We start from the raw sequence: 15548 nt of genomic DNA on the forward strand, positions 1-15548 counted from the left end.
ATCGACCGCTGTCGATCCCCCTGCCTGTCCCCGCCTACTGCGCCGCGAAAGCCAGGCGGTTGCCCGAAGTCAGCGCGGTCTTGGCCGCCAGTTCCGCCTTGGCGTCCTCGTACTGCTCCGCGAACTTGGCGATCAATTCGGCGGCCGACAGCACCGCGTCGATGGCGCCGACGCCCTGGCCGGAGCCCCAGATGTCGCGCCAGGCCTTGGCCTCCTGGTTGCCGCCCGAGCCGAAGTTCATGGCCGAGGGGTCGCTGACCGGCAGGTTCTCCGGGTCCAGCCCCGCCCGGACGATCGACTGGCGCAGATAGTTGCCGTGCACGCCAGTGAACAGGTTCGAATAGACGATGTCGTTGGCGCGGGCCTCGACGATGGTGTCCTTGTAGCCCTGGGGCGCGTTGGCCTCCTTGGTCGCGATGAAGGCCGAGCCGACATAGGCCAGGTCCGCGCCCATGGCCTGGGCGGCCAGGATCGAGCGGCCCGAGGCGATCGAGCCCGACAGCGCCACCGGGCCGTCGAACCACTGACGGATCTCCTGGACCAGGGCGAACGGCGACAGGGTTCCGGCATGGCCGCCGGCCCCGGCCGCCACCGGGATCAGGCCGTCGGCGCCCTTCTCGATGGCCTTGTGGGCGTGCTTGTCGTTGATCACGTCGTGCAGGGTGATCCCGCCGTAGCTGTGGATGGCGGCGTTCAGGTCCTCGCGCGCGCCCAGCGAGGTGATGACCACCGGGACCTTGTACTTCACGCAGAGCTCGACATCCTCCTGGAGCCGGTTGTTGCTCTTGTGGACGATCTGGTTGACCGCGAACGGGGCCGAGGGCGCGTCGGGATTGGCCTTGTCGTGGGCCGCCAGCTCCTCGGTGATCCGGGCCAACCACTCGTCCAGCTGCGAGATCGGCCGCGCGTTCAGGGCCGGGAACGAGCCGACCACGCCGGCCTTGCACTGGGCGATGACCAGGTCGGGATTGCTGATGATGAACAGCGGAGACGCGATGACGGGCAGGCGCAGGCGGTCGCGCAGGATCGGCGGCAAGGCCATGAGAGACGTCTCCTTTGGGGCGGCCGCTCCGGGCCGCTCATGTAAACAGCGTTAGCTTAAACGGTCGTTCGCATCCTGCGCAAGCGCTTGACCTACCCTGGGGCACAAGCGCATCTGCTGGTCAAAACAAGAAAATGCTGCGGTGCAGGAGACAGACGTCGTGAATCACCCGCCGACCCCGCTGGCCGAGGATTTTGGCGCCCCGGATCGGTCGAAATGGATGGCCCTGGTCGAGAAGACCCTCAAAGGCCAGACCTTCGACGACGCCCTGATCACCCGGACTCCCGACGGCGTCGCCATCCAGCCGCTCTACACCTCCGAGGACGGCGTGGTCGTGGCGCGCGACCTGCGGGCCCGCGACGCCGACCGTCCCTGGGACCTGCGCATGCGCGCCGCCCATCCCGATCCCCGCCAGGCCGCCGCCGAGATCACGAAGGACCTCGAGGGCGGCGCGGCCTCGGTGCTGCTGTCCCTCGACGGCACGGGCGCGAACGGCGTCGCGGTCGGCTCGCTGCAGGACCTGGCCCAGGCGCTGAACGGCGTGCTGCTGGACCTGGCCCCGGTGGCTCTCGACGCCGGCTTCCTGGGCCCCAAGGCCGCCGACTGGCTGGGCGGCCTGGCCAAGGCCGCGCCCAATGCGCCCCTGGCCTTCCACATGGACCCGCTGACCGCCTTCGCCCAGGCCGGCGCCAGCCCGGGGCCGATCGAAAGCCATCTGATCTCGGCCGCCACGGTCGGGGCGCGGCTGTCCCAGACCTACGCCAAGGCCAGCCTGGTCCTGGCCACGGGGCGGGCCGCGCACGAGGCCGGCGGCTCCAACACAGAGGAACTGGCCGTGATGGCCGCCTGCGCCCTGGCCTACGCCAAGGCCCTGGTGCGCGCCGGCCTTTCCCAGGAAGAGGCGTTCTCGCGGATCGTCCTGGGCGTCAGCCTCGACGCGGAATATTTCACCGGCGTGGCCAAGGTCCGCGCCGCCCGGGCCCTGTGGGCGCGGATCACGGGAACCTGCGGCGTCTCGGTTCCGGCCGTGATCGAAGCCCGCTCCTCGCAGCGCATGCTGACCCGGGCCGACGCCTGGACCAACCTGCTGCGCCTGACCGCCGCCGGCTTCGCCGGAGCGGTCGGCGGGGCCGACGCCATCGTCCTGGGCGCCTTCACCGACGCCATCGGCCTGCCCACCGCCTTCGGCCGCCGCCAGGCCCGCAACACCCAGCTGGTCCTGATGGAGGAAAGCCACCTGGGCCGCGTCGCCGACCCGGCCGGCGGGTCCTGGTACCTGGACAGCCTGACCGACCAGCTGGCCCGCGCCGCCTGGGGCGGTTTCCAGGCCATCGAGGCCGCCGGCGGGATCGTCAAGGCGCTGGAAAGCGGCCTGGTCGCCGACATCGTCGGGGCCACCCGCACGGCCCAGGAAGCCGCCTTCGCCGACAGGAGCCGCAAGATCCTGGGCGTCACCGCCTTCCCCAACGCCGACGACAAGCCGGTGGAGGTCGCCACGCCCGACGCGGCCGACTTCGCCGTTGATCCGCCCAGCGCGCGCCTGCCCGGGCCGGACTCCCGATGCCCGCCCCTGACGCCCATGCGGTTCTCGGCCGCCTTCGAGGAAGCCCAGGCATGAGCAAGTTCCCCGACTTCAAGGACGTCGCCTTCCAGGCCGCGGCGACCGTCGCGGCGCCGGACGGCGCGGCCTGGGCCACGCCCGAGGGCGTCGACGTGCCGCCGGCCTTCACCGCCGACGACACCGCTGGCCTGGACTTCACCGGCGGCTATCCCGGCGTCGCGCCGTTCGTGCGCGGCCCCTACCCGACCATGTACGTGACCAATCCGTGGACGGTGCGGCAGTACGCCGGCTTCTCGACCGCCGAGGACAGCAACGCCTTCTACAGGCGCAACCTGGCCGCCGGCCAGATGGGCCTGTCGGTGGCCTTCGACCTGGCCACCCACCGCGGCTACGACTCCGACCATGAGCGGGTGAAGGGCGATGTCGGCATGGCCGGCGTGGCCATCGACTCCATCCTCGACATGCGCACGCTGTTCTCGGGCATCCCGCTCGACAAGATGAGCGTGTCGATGACCATGAACGGCGCGGTGCTGCCGATCCTGGCCCTCTACATCGTCGCCGCCGAGGAACAGGGCGTCTCGCCCGACAAGCTGTCGGGGACCATCCAGAACGACATCCTCAAGGAGTTCATGGTCCGCAACACCTACATCTATCCGCCCGGCCCCTCGATGCGGATCATCTCGGACATCTTCGCCTACACCTCGGCCAACATGCCGAAGTTCAACTCGATCTCGATCAGCGGCTATCACATGCAGGAGGCGGGAGCCTCCGCCGACCTGGAACTGGCCTATACCCTGGCCGACGGGGTCGAGTACGCCCGGGCCGGCGTCGCGGCCGGCATGAGCATCGACACCTTCGCCCCGCGCCTGTCGTTCTTCTGGGCGATCGGCATGAACTACTTCATGGAAGTGGCGAAGATGCGCGCGGCGCGCCTGCTGTGGGCCCGGCTGATGAAGCGCGAGTTCGAGCCCAAGGACGACCGCTCGCTCAGCTTGCGCACCCACAGCCAGACCTCGGGCTGGTCGCTGGCAGCCCAGGACGTGTTCAACAACGTCGCCCGCACCTGCGTGGAGGCCATGGCGGCCGTCAACGGCCAGACCCAGAGCCTGCACACCAACAGCCTGGACGAGGCCCTGGCCCTGCCCACCGACTTCTCGGCCCGGATCAGCCGCAACACCCAGCTGTTCCTGCAGATGGAGAGCGGCACGACCCGCGTCGCCGACCCGTGGGGCGGCAGCTACTATGTCGAGAAGCTGACCCACGACCTGGCCATCAGGGCCCTGGCCCATATCGAGGAGGTCGAGGCCCTGGGCGGCATGGCCAAGGCCATCGAGCAAGGCCTGCCCAAGCTGCGCATCGAGGAGGCGGCCGCCAAGACCCAGGCCCGCATCGACAGCGGCAAGCAGAGCGTGGTGGGGGTCAACCGCTACAAGCCCGAGATCGCCGACGACATCCCGGTGCTGAAGGTCGACAACACCTCGGTGCGCAACCAGCAGCTGGAGAAGCTGGCCCGGCTGAAGGCCGAGCGCGATCCGGCCAGGACCGCGGCGGCGCTGAAGGCGCTGGAGGACGGCGCGCGGGGAAGCGGCAACCTGCTGGCCCTGGCCGTCGACGCGGCCCGGGCCCACGCCACGGTCGGCGAGATCAGCCAGGCCATGGAAAACGTCTTCGGCCGCCACCGCGCCACCATCCAGTCGATCCAGGGGGTCTACATGAAGGAAGCCGGCGCCGATCCGGTCGCCGCCCGGGCCAAGGCCATGGTCGAGGCCTTCGAACAGGCCGACGGCCGCCGGCCGCGCATCCTGGTGGCCAAGATGGGCCAGGACGGCCACGACCGCGGCCAGAAGGTGATCGCCACCGCCTTCGCCGACCTGGGCTTCGACGTCGACATCGGCCCGCTGTTCCAGACCCCGGCCGAGGCGGCCAAGCAGGCGGTCGAGAACGACGTCCACATCGTCGGCGCCAGCTCCCTGGCCGCCGGCCACCTGACCCTGGCCCCCGAACTGAAGGCCGAACTGGCCCGGCAGGGGCGGCCGGACATCATGATGGTGGTCGGCGGCGTCATCCCGCCCCAGGACTTCCAGGCCCTGCGCGACGCCGGGGCCGCGGCGATCTTCCCGCCCGGCACGGTGATCGCCGAGGCGGTGATCGAGCTGCTGGACAAGCTGAACCAGCAGCTGGGCTACACCCAGGGCGAGGCGGCCTGAGAGCCGCCAGCTCGCCCCCCAAGCGACCGAGCCGGCGTTCCGAACAAGGTTCGCCCGTGTTAGGTTGGCGACCATGAACGCCCTGGCCCGCGCACTCGAAACCTCCCAGCCGCACCGGTTCACCCTGGACGACGTGCTGCGCATGCAGGACGCTGGAATTCTCGACGCAGACGCCCGGGTCGAACTGATCGACGGGGGGCTGGTCGAGATGGCTTCGGAGGGCGCGGCGCACACGCGCGCCAAGATGCAGATCGCCTACGCCTTCATGGCCCAGGCCAGAGGCGAGATCGTCGTCATCGTTGATTCCACGCTGCGCCTGGCCCCCACCTATGCCCCGGACCCAGACCTCTATCTCTATGATGCGTCGCTGCCGCTGGAGCAGGTGAACGGCGCCAACCTGGGACTTGTCGTCGAGGTCGCCCAAAGCACGGTGAGCAAGGATCTCTCGATCAAGGCCGAACTCTACGCCCTGCATGGCGTGCGCGATTATTGGGTCGTCGACGTCAATACCAGCACGACCACGGTCCATCGCGACCCAAGCGGCGGCGGCTATCGCGCGATCGTGCAATATTCGGCGCGCGACACCGTAGCCTCCCTGGCTTTTCCAGCGCTGACCCTGTGCCTGGCCGACCTGCCGCCGATCCGCTGATCGGCTGATCGGCTATCGCCGCGCCTTTTTCACCCGTTTCGGCTTGCGGGTCCGGGCGTCGATCTCGTCGGGCAGGCCGTGCTTGGACTCGATGTCCTTCTGCAGCGCCTTGGCGGCCATCAGGTGCCCTGGGAACAGGGTGTCGACGGCCCAACCCAGCACCGGCACGGTGTCGGACAGGTTGTCCGCGGCCAGATAGGCCGCCATCCGCGCCAGGGTCGGCGCCGAGGCCTTGGCCTGCACGGCGTGGAACAGCAGCAGGCCGCCGGCGCCCAGGCCGTAGGCCAGGCCCGCGCCCGGGACCCAGGCCAGCACGCCGTCCAGCCCCAGGCCGAACGGACCCAGGCCGATCAGCCGGTCGGACAGCCGCTTGATGGTCTCGGCCCGCCGCCAGGCCTGGTGCGCCTTCTGGCGCTGGCTGGCGGGTCCCTCGTCGACGACGTAGCCCTCGACGGTCTCGGCGGTGCGTTCGGTCATGTCAGGTCAACGCTCCGGCCCGCCGTTGGTTGTCGATCCCGGCGCACAAGCCTGCCGCCCCGGGGTCGTTCCGGCAAGGCGCGATGACGGTTTCGGTTTCCGCGGCCGCCGTCGTCCTCTAAGCGGGACGGGTGAGCCCGCCCATCGACATCGCCGACCTTGAGACCCGCCTGGTCGCCGGAGACCGCGCCGCCCTGGCCCGCGCCATCACCCTGGTCGAGAGCCGGCGGCGCGACCACCAGAAGGCCGCCCGCGCCTTGCTCGAACGGCTGATGCCGCGCACCGGCGGCGCCCAGCGGATCGGGATCACCGGCGTGCCGGGGGCTGGCAAGTCGACCACGATCGAGGCTTTCGGCACGATGCTGACCGCCGCCGGCCATCGCGTGGCGGTGCTGGCGGTCGATCCGTCGTCCGGACGGCACGGCGGCTCGATCCTCGGCGACAAGACCCGCATGGAACGGCTCAGCGTCGATCCCAACGCCTATATCCGCCCCTCGCCGTCCGGCGGCGTCCTGGGCGGGGTGGCTCGCAAGACCCGCGAGGCCATGCTGCTGTGCGAGGCGGCCGGCTTCGACGTGATCATCGTCGAGACCGTCGGGGTCGGCCAGTCGGAGACGGTGGTGTCGGACATGGTCGACATCTTCCTGGCCCTGCTGATCCCCGGCGGCGGCGATGAGCTGCAGGGCATCAAGAAGGGCCTGATCGAACTGGCCGACCTGCTGGTGATCAACAAGGCCGACGCCGATCCGGCCAGGGCCGAGCGCTCGGCCCGCGACTATCGCAACGCCCTGCACATCCTGACGCCCGCCTCGCCCGACTGGACGCCGCCGGTGCTGACCGCTTCGGGCCTGACCGGCGCGGGCCTCGAGGCGCTCTGGTCCCAGATCCGCCGCCATCGCGAGATCATGACCGCCAATGGCGCGCGCGCCGCGCGGCGGGCCGACCAGGACAGCCGCTGGATGTGGGCCATGGTCCAGGACCGCCTGTCCGTCGCGTTTCGCGAGGCGCCGGCCGTGGCGGCCATCGCGGCGGAGGTCGAGCGGGCGGTGCGGGCCGGCGACCTGCCCGCCTCGGCGGCGGCCGACCGGTTGCTGGCGGCGTTCGGGCTGGAATAGTCCGCCCCGCCCATCCCGGCGACGCCGGGACGAGCGGTCGGAAGGGATCAGGCGCCGGTCGTCAGCCGCTTGGCCTGGGCCACCCAGGCGTCCCGCTCGGCGCGGCCCTTGAGGTTCAGCTTGGCGTCGAAGTCCAGCAGGTCCTCGACGCCCCAGGCGGCGATCTGCTCGAAGCGCGTCACGCCCAGCTCGGAGAGCGACGCCGCCAGCTTGGGGCCGATCCCGACCAGCTGGGTCAGGTCGTCGGCGACCGACTTGGCGGTTTCGACAGCGGTTTCGACAGCGGTTTCGGCGGTTTCGACAGCGGTTTCGACGGCGGCCTCGACCACGGGTTCGGCCGCCGCGATCGGCGTGGGGGTCTCCAGATCGACCGGCGCGAGGATCGGCGCTTCCGTGACGGGGTCGATCGGCGCCGCGACGGCCGGTTCCGGCGCCAGCTCGACGGGCTCCGGCGTGGGCAAGGTCGCGGTCGGCGCCGGCGCCGGCGCCATCAGCGCCTCGACATTGACGGCCTCGCGCCAGCGGGTGGCCCACCACCACCAGGTCGCCCCGGCCATGGCCGCGCCGCCGAACATCAACCAGAGGGGCGAGGCCGCGCCGGCCATCAGGTTCGGGCCCTTTTCAGGATCGATCTTGGGCAGTTCGGGAAGGAATGACAGGGTCATGGCCGAGCTCCAACAACCGTTTTGTTGCGGTGCAGCATAACACGGTTCTCGGCTTGGCGAGTCGCAAAATCGCAGCGCGCGCTTAAATCAGTCCGATCGCGTCTAGGGCGAGGCCGGCGGCGACCATGGCGCCCACCACCGCCAGGATCGGCGCGCGCAGGGCGAACACCAGGCCGCACGCCAGGATGGTCAGGCCGGCCGCCGGCAGGTTGATGCTGGCCAGGTCCGGCAGTTCCGCCCGCAGCGGCCCCCAGGCGTGGACCGCGCCCACCCGGAACAGCAGGTGCACCGTGAACCAGACGGCCAGGTTGGCGATCACCCCGACGGCGGCCGCCGAAACCAGGGCCAGGGCCCGGGCGGGCCGCGGGCGGGACCGCAGGCGCTCGAAGAACGGCCCGCCGGCGAAGATCCACAGGAACGACGGCGCGAACGTCGTCCAGGCGGCCATCAGCCCGCCGGCCAGGGCGGCGACCCAGGCCAGGTCCGGCGGCGCGTTCTGATAGGCGCCGACGAAGCCGACGAAGACCAGCACCAGCACCAGCGGTCCCGGCGTGGTCTCGGCCAGGCCCAGGCCGTCCAGCATCTGGCCCGGCGCCAGCCAGCCGAACGCGCCGGCCGCCTGGCCGACATAGGCCAGGGCCGCATAGGCGCCGCCGAAGCTGGCCACCGCCAGGATGCTGAACACCCCGCCCATCCGGGCCAGGGTCGAGGCCGGCGAAACCGTCAGGGCCAGCAGCACCGGCGCCAGCCAGACGGCGAGACAGACCAGGGCCGTGCGCCAGGGGGTCCGCGCCGTGGCCTGCGGAGGCTCGATCGCGACGGCGCCGCCGCCCAGGGCCCAGCCCACCGCGCCGGCCGCCAGGATGATCAGCGGAAAGGGCAGGACGGTGAAGGTCAGGGCGGCGAAGGCCAGGCCCGCGGCCCACCCTCCGGCCACGCCCCGGATCGCCCGGCCGCCCATGCGGATCAGGGCCTGCAGCACCAGGGCCACCACCGCCGCCTTCAGGCCCAGCAGGGCCGGTCCGGCCCAGGCCGCGCGGCCATGGGCGACGTACAGCGCCGACAGGCCCAGCATCACCAGCAGGCCCGGCAGAACGAACAGCAGGCCGGCCGCGACGCCGCCGCGCACGCCGTGCAGGCGCCAGCCCAGCCAGGTCGCCAGTTGCTGGGCTTCCGGCCCGGGCAGCAGCATGCAGAAGCTCAGGGCATGGGCGAAGCGCGCCTCGTCGACCCAGCCGCGCCGTTCGACCACCTCGCGATGCAGCAAGGCGATCTGGCCGGCCGGACCGCCGAAGCCCAGGCAGCCGACCTTGAGCCAGACCCAGAACGCCTCCCGGAAACTGGGAGCCGCCGCCGTCACGCCCGCCAGATCCGCGCCTTGGCGCCGGCCTCGCCCAGCGTGTCGGCCAGCCACGTGGTGGCCTCGGTGATCGCGCCTTCCGTGGACCGGGGCGCCCCGACCATGACCATCGCGCAACCGTTCATCTTCATGGGATCCGTCAAGGGTCTCAGGCGCAGCTCCGCAGCTAGCGCGTCCTTCGTGACGGTTTCCATCGCCCGCATGAAGGCGTCGAAGGTTTCCAGGTCCTTCAGCGGCATCCAGGCGGCGATGACCGCGTCCTTGTCCGTGGCCAGCACCGCCCGGGTGGTGGCGACGATCTGGGCGTAGTCGTCGCTGCGCTCGAACGGCGGGTCGATCAGGACGAAGGTGCGCCCGCCCTTCCCCGCCCGCGCCGCGGCCGTGGCGTAGCCGTCGGCCTTGACCGCCTGGGCGAAGGCGTAGGGCGCCAGGGTCCGGCGCAGGCTGTCGAAGTCGTCGGGCCGCAGCTCGCATCCGGCGTAGCGGTCGGTCTTGCGCAGATGGCGGGCGACCAGAAGCGGCGAACCCGGATAGAGCGCCCCCGCCGCGCCGCCGTTCAAGGTCTTCACCGCCGCGACCAGCGGCGCGAACACCGCGGGGGCCTCGTCCATGGCCAGCAGCCGCCCGATCCCGGCCGCCGCCTCGCCCGAGCGCAGGGCCATGTCGCCGCCCAGGTCGTAGGCCCCGGCCCCGGCATGGGTGTCGATCACCGACAACGGGGCCTCGTCGGCGGTCAGCGCCTTCAGCAGGGCCAGCACGATCGCGTGCTTCTGCAGGTCGGCGAAATTGCCGGCGTGGAAGGCGTGTCGGTAGTTCATGTCTGGCGCATCGCTCCCGGAACCGGCGCTCCGTCTACCACGTTGGCCGACGATAGGGTTGGGAGCGAGGCGATGGACCGGGATATTTCCGAGAACGGCGGCTCGGGCCGTCCAGCGAGGCGATGATCGTGCCCCGCGACACGCTCGAGACCCCGCCCGCCGAACGCACCCTGCTGGCCTATGTCAACGACCAGGAGCAGGGCCTCCTACGGCTGGCTCGCGGCAAGGGCTTTTCCTATGTCGACGAGGACGGCCGCCCTGTGAGCGATCCGGCCACCCTGGCGCGGATCAAGGCCCTGGCCATTCCGCCCGCCTGGACCAGCGTCTGGATCTGCCCCGACCCGAACGGCCACATCCAGGCGGTCGGCCGCGACCAGAAGGGCCGCAAGCAGTATCGCTATCATCCCGAATGGCGGGCCGACCGCGACGCGCGCAAGTACGACCGCATGGCCGCCTTCGGCCGCGCCCTGCCCCGGCTGCGCCGGCGCGTGGCCGCCGACCTGGCGCGCCGAGGCCTGCCGCGCGAGAAGGTGCTGGCCGCCGTGGTCAGCCTGCTGGAACTGACCCTGATCCGGGTCGGCAACGACGAGTACGCCAAGGCCAACAAGAGCTTCGGCCTGACCACCCTGCAAAAGCGCCACCTGAAGCTGGCCGGCGGCGGCGCGGTGTTCGAGTTCAAGGGCAAGAGCGGCAAGATGCACAGGACGGGCTTTCGCGACCGTCGCCTGGCCCGCATCGTCGCCGCCTGCCAGGAGCTGCGCGGCCAGCGCCTGTTCCAGTACGTCGACGAGGACGGCCAGCGGCGGGCCGTCGAGAGCAGCGACGTCAACGACTACATCCGCACCGCCTGTGGCGACGACTTCTCGGCCAAGGACTTCCGCACCTGGTACGGCTCGCTGGCGGCGCTGGAGGCCCTGAGCCTGAGCCCCAGGCCGACGACCCAGGCCGAGGCCCGGCGCGCGCTCAACACCTGCGTCAAGGCCGTGGCCGGCCTGCTGGGCAACACCCCCGCCGTCTGCCGCGCGGCCTATATCCACCCCAAGGTGCTGGAGGCGTTCGAAACCAGCCGGTTGCCGAGCCGGCGGGCGGCGTCGCCAAGGGCTCGAGAGCTGGCATTGCTGCGATTGGTGGATAGCTAGGCAGAGTATTATCGTTTGACAGAAAGAAATTTCGGAACGAGGTTGGCGTCACGGGAGGACGCCATGAGCACCGTCGTCAAACTCAAGCCGCGCGCCGAGACGATCGCCGCGCCGGAAACCGCCGCCCAGCGCCGCGTGCGGCTGGGCAGCCGCGCCCTGGCCTGGCTGTTCACCGGCCTGCTGACCCTGTCGGCGGCCATTCTCGTCGCCGCCCTGGCCGCCATGCTGTTCTACAAGGGCGAACTGGTCCGGATCGGGCCGGACAATTGCTACATCGGCGACGGGCCGCCCAACTCCGTCGCCTTCGGCTCGCTGCCCCTGCCCCACCGGCTGATCTACTGCCTGGTCGGCATCGTGCGCGCGACGCCGATCATCATGCTGTTCTGGAGCCTGCGCTCGCTCTTTGGCCTCTATGCCCGGGGCCGGGTGTTCTCGCCCGAGAACGGCCGAGGCTTCAGCCGGATCGGCGGCTGGCTGTGCGCCTACGCCCTGTCGCCCTTCGTCTGCCACCTGTTCCTCAGCGCCACGGGCTACGAGATCGACAAGAACTGGGCCCACATGGCCAGTGTCCAGGCCTTGGTGCTGGGCCTGCTGGTGTTCGTGATCGGCCAGGTCATGCGGGTGGGACGCGAGATCGAGGAAGACCGCGAGGCGTTCGTCTGATGCCGATCATCCTGCGTCTCGACGTCATGCTGGCCAGGCGCAAGGTGCGCTCCAACGTCCTGGCCCGCGCCATCGGCATCACCGAGGCCAATCTCTCGCTGCTGAAGTCCGGCAAGGTGAAGGGCATGAAGTTCGAGACCCTGGAGGCGATCTGCGCCTACCTGCGGTGCCAGCCGGGCGACATCCTGGAATACGCGCCGGAAGACACGCCCGAACGCGAACAAGACGAGTTCAAGCGCGCCGGCTGACGGCGCTTCAACCCCGGAGACATCGATGCGACCGTTTTCAACGCCCGCCGCGGCGATCGCGGCCGGCTGCCTGCTGTTCAGCGGAACGCCCGTCCTCGCGACCCCGACCTTCGCCCCCGTCGAAGGCGGCAAGGTCGCCTACGAAACCTGCGGGGCCGGGCCCAAGGCGTTGGTCCTGCTGCACGACGGCATCCTGGACGGCTCGGCCTTCGACGCCGCCTGGCCCCGGTTGTGCGCCCGGTTCAAGGTGGTCCGCTATGACCGCCGAGGCTATGGAAACTCGCCGGCCGCGACCGCGCCCTACGACGCCGTCGCCGACCTGGACGCGGTGATGAAGGCCGCCGGGGTCGGCCACGCGGTCCTTCTGGGATCGTCCTCGGGCGGCGGGATCGCGGTGGATTACGCCCTGGCCCATTCCCAAACAGTGGACGGCCTGGTCCTGGTCGGGGCGGCGGTGAACGGCTTTCGGCCGTCCCAGCACTTCACCGACCGGACCATGAAGCTGGTCGGCCTGCTGTCCCAGGGCCGTCTCGCCGACGCGGTCAAGGACCCCTACATCCTGACGCTCGGCGCCGAGGCCCAGCGCGCCTTCGTCGCCGCCGACCTGACGGCTCATCCCGGCAATTTCGGCGCGTCGCGGATGGTCAAGGACGGACCGGAGGTCATGGGCCGCCTGGGCGAGATCAAGGTTCCCACCCTGATCATCACCGGCGAGGTCGACATGCCCGACATCCACGCCCACGCCGGAGCCCTGGAGGCCCTGATCCCCGGCTCCAGGCGGATCGTCATGACGGGCGGCGGCCACTTCATCTATCTGGAACGGCCCGACGCGTTCGCGGAGACGGTGGGCGCGTTCGTGGACGAAGCCGGCGGAAAGGCGCCCTAGCCATGCCTCACGCCCCCTCGTGCGCCTTCAGGGCCGTCCGCAGTTCCTCGACCATCATCTCCCGCAGCCCTGGCGGCGAGACGATCCGCACCGCGTCGCCCCAGGTGAACAGGTGCCAGGACAGTTCCAGCATGCCGCTGGCCCGGAAGGCCACGGTGACCGCGCCGTCCGGGTCCTGGGTCACCACCTGGTTGGGATGGAAGCGCCAGCGCAGGGCGTCCTCGGCGCGGGCCGGCCCGATGCGCAGGACCACGTCCTCGATCTGGCCGTGATAGATGCCGAAGCTCTCGTCGGCGAAGGCCTGCAGCGAGAAGTCGGCCGGCGGCGGGGCCGGCTCGTCCAGCGCCGCCACCGCCTGCATGCGGTCCAGGCGGAAGGTGCGGGGCCTGGGGTCCCGCCCCTCGGTGGCCACCAGATAGTTGCTGTGACCGAACAGGATGCCCAGGGGCGTGACCTTGCGGGTCCGCCCCGGCGCGCTGCCGCCCTCGTAGCGGAACGACAGGGCCTGCAGGCCCTTCACCGCGGTGCGGATCGCGGTCAGCACCTGTTCGCTCTCGAACGGGCGCGGGCCGGGATGGACGGCGATGGTCTCGGCCTGGACCAGGGCCTCGACGTCCGGGGCCACCTTGCGCCGCGCCGCGCCGCGCAGGGCCGACAGCAGCTTGCGTTCCAGGGCGTAAAGGGCGGCGGCCCGCCCCTCGGCCCCGCCGGCCGCGTAGCTGTCGGCCGCCGTGCGCAGGGCCGCCAGCTCCTCGGCGGTGGGGGTCTGGAACAGGCTGTCCAGCCCCGAAGGGATGCGGAAGCGCTTGGTCGGCGGATCCTCGATCGCCTCCATCTGCGGGAAGGCGGCCCAGACCGCGTCGCGCATCCGCTCGGCCGTACGCCGGCCGACGCCCATGGCGCGGGCCATCTCGTCGAGGGTCAGGCCCTCGGACGATCCGGCCAGCATCCGGGCCAGGTCCAGCAGTCGGGTCGCCTTGTCGTGTCGCATGGCGCGACTCTATACGACCGTTTTTGACGCAGAACACCCACAAAAGGGGAGCCGCAGGGCAAGACGCCCGATCTGGAGCTCCGCCTCATGACCCGTCTCCTCACCCAGGCCCATCTCCTCACCCAGGATTGGCACGTGGCCCCGGTCAGCGCCGCCATGATCTCGGCCGTGCTCGCCTTCGCCGACATCCATCGCGACCTCGGCGGCGGACGCACCCTGATGCGACTGAGCCCCGAGCGGGTGCTGCGGGCCGACATCATCCTGCTGCTCGGCCGCGACGCCGGGCGGGCCGCCGACATCGGCCTGGTGTGGAACGACCGCGAAGACCAGATCGTCCGGATCATCGACGACGCGGCCCTGCGCGCCTCGCGGCAAGCCGCCTGGGAGGAGGCTTTCGACCTTTTCGAAGCCGACGACCGCGACCTGGCGCCGCAGCGGCTGTGCGCCTGACGGCGTTCAGGTGGACATTTGGCCGCAGGGACCACCCAGACGATTTCACCCGCAAGTCGCCGAAACCCAAAGTATTTGCGGGCGAGCACGGTTATTGCGTCAAATTGACACACGACCTTTGGATTGAAAATATAACCCTGCAGATTTTTCCCACCATGCAGTCACAATTGAGCAAGAAGCTCCGGGTTCATCCATTTTAAACAGGCGACCGACATCCTGATCACGAGCAAAATGCTCCCGGCCGTCAAAATGACGTCGGACACCTTGAATAGGAATACGTCGGATGCCGCTGAATAGCGTCAATACCAACTCGGGCGCGATGATCGCCCTGCAGAACCTGAACACCACCAACAGCGAACTTCAGGTCACGCAACAACGCATCAACACCGGCAAGAAGATCGGCAACGCCAAGGACAACGGCGCGATCTGGGCGATGGCCAAGGTCCAGTCCTCGACCGCCGGCTCGCTGAACGCCGTGAAGGACTCGCTGCAACGCGGCCAGTCGACCATCGACGTGGCCCTGGCCGCCGGCGACACCGTCACCGACCTGCTGGGCAAGATGAAGGAAAAGGCGCTCGCGGCTTCCGACACCTCGCTGAACACCGCGTCGTTCAACGCCCTGAAGTCGGACTTCACCTCCCTCCGCGACCAGATCACCAAGGCCGTCACCAACGCCAAGTTCAACGGCGTGTCGATCGCCGACGGCTCGACCACCAAGCTGGCCTTCCTGGCCAACGCGGACGGCACCCAGTTCACCGTCGCCGCCAAGACCCTGTCGCTGGTCGGCCTGGGCCTGTCGGCGGCTTCGACCTTCACGACCGCCGCCGCGGCCAAGACGATGATCGACACCGTCACCAAGGCCATGGGCACGGCGACCAACAAGCTGGCCTCGCTGGGCACCAGCTCGACCGGCCTGGACACCCACCTGACCTTCGTCGGCAAGCTGCAGGACAGCCTGGATGCGGGTGTCGGCAACCTGGTCGACGCCGACCTGGCCAAGGAAAGCGCCAAGCTGCAGTCGCTGCAGACCAAGCAGCAGCTGGGCGTCCAGGCGCTCTCCATCGCCAACCAGTCGTCCCAGTCGGTCCTCAGCCTGTTCCGCTAAGCGGTTCGGTCTTCGAGTTCAGCACCTTGAAGGGCGGGTCCTCGGACCCGCCCTTTTTCTATTGGACCGCCCGGCAAGACTCACCCCGCGACGGGTGGGCGCCATCAACCCGCATATAGCCAGGAACAGTCGACCATTCGACAGAGTCAATCCCGGGTTAAGATTCACCTTC

16 protein-coding genes are annotated in these 15548 nt (G+C 70.1%); 10 read left to right on the top strand and 6 right to left on the bottom strand.

The annotated features are described in order from the left end of the window. Positions 1-34: 34 nt before the first annotated feature. A complete protein-coding gene (locus tag AC07NX_RS01445; RefSeq protein ID WP_494638454.1) occupies positions 35-1042 on the bottom strand; it encodes an NAD(P)H-dependent flavin oxidoreductase in 1008 nt (335 codons plus the stop codon). Positions 1043-1262: 220 nt separating this feature from the next. On the opposite strand from AC07NX_RS01445, the gene AC07NX_RS01450 reads away from it, so the two are divergent. The 3 genes from AC07NX_RS01450 to AC07NX_RS01460 all read left to right on the top strand — a co-directional run bounded on the left by AC07NX_RS01450 (position 1263) and on the right by AC07NX_RS01460 (position 5459). Next, on the top strand, positions 1263-2660 hold the full coding sequence (locus AC07NX_RS01450; protein ID WP_494638599.1) for a methylmalonyl-CoA mutase family protein: 1398 nt from the start codon (positions 1263-1265) through the stop codon (positions 2658-2660). Then, a complete protein-coding gene (scpA, locus tag AC07NX_RS01455) occupies positions 2657-4810 on the top strand; it encodes a methylmalonyl-CoA mutase (RefSeq protein ID WP_494638456.1) in 2154 nt (717 codons plus the stop codon). Before AC07NX_RS01450 ends, scpA begins: the two co-directional genes overlap by 4 nt. Before the next feature lie 73 nt (positions 4811-4883). After that, entirely contained in the window at positions 4884-5459 is a 576-nt protein-coding gene (locus AC07NX_RS01460) for a Uma2 family endonuclease (protein WP_494638458.1), read from the top strand. 12 nt (positions 5460-5471) lie between these two features. Here AC07NX_RS01460 and AC07NX_RS01465 read toward each other — a convergent pair whose 3' ends face one another. Next, positions 5472-5936: a DUF4112 domain-containing protein gene (locus AC07NX_RS01465; protein ID WP_494638460.1), complete on the bottom strand. Its 465-nt coding sequence runs from the start codon at positions 5934-5936 to the stop codon at positions 5472-5474. Between the two features lie 131 nt (positions 5937-6067). Here AC07NX_RS01465 and meaB point away from each other — a divergent pair, with 131 nt between their 5' ends. Continuing rightward, positions 6068-7051, top strand: a complete 984-nt coding sequence (gene meaB / locus AC07NX_RS01470) for a methylmalonyl Co-A mutase-associated GTPase MeaB (protein WP_494638462.1) — start codon at positions 6068-6070, stop codon at positions 7049-7051. 47 nt (positions 7052-7098) lie between these two features. Here meaB and AC07NX_RS01475 read toward each other — a convergent pair whose 3' ends face one another. The 3 genes from AC07NX_RS01475 to rlmJ form a co-directional block, all read right to left on the bottom strand. Continuing rightward, positions 7099-7716 carry a helix-hairpin-helix domain-containing protein gene (locus AC07NX_RS01475; RefSeq protein WP_494638464.1) on the bottom strand — a complete coding sequence of 206 codons (618 nt, stop codon included), beginning with the start codon at positions 7714-7716 and terminating at the stop codon, positions 7099-7101. Positions 7717-7798: 82 nt separating this feature from the next. Next, positions 7799-9076 carry a chromate efflux transporter gene (gene chrA, locus AC07NX_RS01480; protein WP_494638466.1) on the bottom strand — a complete coding sequence of 426 codons (1278 nt, stop codon included), beginning with the start codon at positions 9074-9076 and terminating at the stop codon, positions 7799-7801. Further along, positions 9073-9894 (bottom strand): 23S rRNA (adenine(2030)-N(6))-methyltransferase RlmJ, encoded by an 822-nt coding sequence (gene rlmJ, locus AC07NX_RS01485; RefSeq protein ID WP_494638468.1) that lies wholly within the window; start codon positions 9892-9894, stop codon positions 9073-9075. Before rlmJ ends, chrA begins: the two co-directional genes overlap by 4 nt. 122 nt (positions 9895-10016) lie before the next feature. On the opposite strand from rlmJ, the gene AC07NX_RS01490 reads away from it, so the two are divergent. The 4 genes from AC07NX_RS01490 (at position 10017) to AC07NX_RS01505 (ending at position 12830) form a co-directional block, all read left to right on the top strand. Further along, positions 10017-11033: a DNA topoisomerase IB gene (locus AC07NX_RS01490; protein ID WP_494638470.1), complete on the top strand. Its 1017-nt coding sequence runs from the start codon at positions 10017-10019 to the stop codon at positions 11031-11033. A gap of 63 nt (positions 11034-11096) precedes the next feature. Further along, on the top strand, positions 11097-11696 hold the full coding sequence (locus tag AC07NX_RS01495) for a DUF2975 domain-containing protein (protein WP_494638472.1): 600 nt from the start codon (positions 11097-11099) through the stop codon (positions 11694-11696). Beyond that, positions 11696-11944: a helix-turn-helix domain-containing protein gene (locus AC07NX_RS01500; RefSeq protein ID WP_494638474.1), complete on the top strand. Its 249-nt coding sequence runs from the start codon at positions 11696-11698 to the stop codon at positions 11942-11944. The genes AC07NX_RS01495 and AC07NX_RS01500 overlap by 1 nt, the downstream gene beginning before the upstream one ends. A gap of 25 nt (positions 11945-11969) precedes the next feature. Further along, on the top strand, positions 11970-12830 hold the full coding sequence (locus AC07NX_RS01505) for an alpha/beta fold hydrolase (protein WP_494638476.1): 861 nt from the start codon (positions 11970-11972) through the stop codon (positions 12828-12830). Positions 12831-12837: 7 nt separating this feature from the next. On the opposite strand, the gene AC07NX_RS01510 is transcribed toward AC07NX_RS01505, so the two are convergent. Then, positions 12838-13821, bottom strand: a complete 984-nt coding sequence (locus AC07NX_RS01510; protein WP_494638478.1) for a helix-turn-helix transcriptional regulator — start codon at positions 13819-13821, stop codon at positions 12838-12840. Positions 13822-13908: 87 nt separating this feature from the next. On the opposite strand from AC07NX_RS01510, the gene AC07NX_RS01515 reads away from it, so the two are divergent. Both AC07NX_RS01515 and AC07NX_RS01520 read left to right on the top strand, forming a co-directional pair. Then, entirely contained in the window at positions 13909-14271 is a 363-nt protein-coding gene (locus AC07NX_RS01515) for a hypothetical protein (RefSeq protein WP_494638480.1), read from the top strand. Between the two features lie 283 nt (positions 14272-14554). Then, positions 14555-15376: a flagellin gene (locus AC07NX_RS01520; RefSeq protein ID WP_494638482.1), complete on the top strand. Its 822-nt coding sequence runs from the start codon at positions 14555-14557 to the stop codon at positions 15374-15376. The last annotated feature ends 172 nt before the right edge of the window (positions 15377-15548 follow it).

This window comes from Caulobacter sp. GW821-FHT09A05 (assembly GCF_059418465.1).